A 1505-nucleotide genomic window follows, 5' to 3' on the forward strand; every position below is an offset into this window, starting at 1 on the left:
ATCCCTCTTCTGTCACTTTCCGAGTATTCTGAATAAAAGGATGAAAAGAAAAAACTCTGGAAGGTAAGTAGGGCAATGGATGTAGAATTACAAATTATCAAACATTTGGCAAGAGCTCCTCATCCAACAGTTGGCATCATAGATGAATATTGTGCAGAGTATAAAGACCTGTTTAAAGAAGTAAGGAATTATGAGTGCTTCAAATATTTACATCTGGGGATAATATCAACGATAAAAAGAAAATCGTTACCAGAGATAGCGAAGGTAGTGAGTATAAATTCAGCACAATCATTACACCATTTCATAGCAAATTCAGATTGGCCAGTAGGAAAATTAAAACAAAGAAGATTAAATAAATTGAAAAAACAATTAGATGGACGTGCAATTACATTAGTAATAGATGAAACAGGAGATAGAAAAAAAGGGAAGAAAACAGATTATGTAGCTAGACAATATTTAGGAAGCGTAGGAAAAGTGGATAATGGAATAGTTTCAGTCAACGCCTATGGAGTTTATGCTAACATAGCTTTTCCATTAATCTTCAAAGTTTTTAAACCAAAAGGAACACTAAAGGAGTCAGATAAATATAAAACTAAAATAGAGCTAGCATCAGAGATAATTACAGAATTAATGGAATCAGGCTTCAATATTGAATTAGTATTGGCTGATAGCTTATATGGTGAAAGTAGCCAATTTATTAGAAAACTAGCTGAATATAACTTAAGTTATGTTGTATCAATTAGAAGTAATCATGGAGTCTGGTTGCCAGCAGGGCAAAGTGTTATAGCCAACAAGTGGTGTAAGTTTGAGAGAACATTTAGCAATCAAAAATCAGAGACTAGATATATACGAGAAATAATTTATGGTAAAAAAAGAGCCATAACTTACTGGGAAATAACTACTGACCCAGAAACCATGCCAGAAAATTCTACCTCCTTCGTCATGACAAATCTTCAAGGGAATTTGAAGAAGACTTTAGGGGATTTATATGGATTAAGAACCTGGGTTGAATATGGGTTTCGACAGTGTAAGCAGGGACTAGGCTGGACAGATTACCGTTTCACTAATTTCCAACATATTGAGAGATGGTGGGAGATTATTTTTAGTGTTTATACGATGATTAGTTTAAATTCTCCAGTCTTCTTAGCCTTCAATCAATCTCGTCAACCTGAGACTGAGGCACAAGAAAATAGTCATGTTGATTTTTCTAATCATCAGCAATGGAATCATGAATCCGGGTGGAAGAATACTTTAAATAATCTGCGTCTCATTATCCAACCACTTTTACTATTTTGGTTAATTTATCCCTGGTTAAGTATTTTCCCTAATTCAAATTTGTTACTGGGATTTAATCATTTAATTGCAGCCATGAATCAATTTAAACCCTATTATGCTTCTGGATGATTTAGCTCCTGAACTACTTGCTTATTCCGGAAAGTGACAGAAGAGGGATATATTCCCAAATATCTATATCCCCACCTCCAGCCAAAGGGTCAGTAAAGTTT

General features: G+C 34.3%; 1 protein-coding gene. It reads left to right on the top strand.

Features of this window, described 5'->3' with window-relative positions:
• Positions 1 to 75 precede the first annotated feature (75 nt).
• Positions 76 to 1404 carry an IS701 family transposase gene (locus I8751_RS28930; RefSeq protein WP_214442519.1) on the top strand — a complete coding sequence of 443 codons (1329 nt, stop codon included), beginning with the start codon at positions 76 to 78 and terminating at the stop codon, positions 1402 to 1404.
• Positions 1405 to 1505 lie beyond the last annotated feature (101 nt).

This window comes from Atlanticothrix silvestris CENA357, from assembly GCF_016056295.1.
Classification (GTDB): domain Bacteria; phylum Cyanobacteriota; class Cyanobacteriia; order Cyanobacteriales; family Nostocaceae; genus Atlanticothrix; species Atlanticothrix silvestris.

What these genes read in the sequence shown, in the direction of transcription:
- I8751_RS28930 (WP_214442519.1), top strand. Translation starts at nt 76, where the DNA reads ATGGATGTAGAATTACAAATTATCAAACATTTGGCAAGAGCTCCTCAT.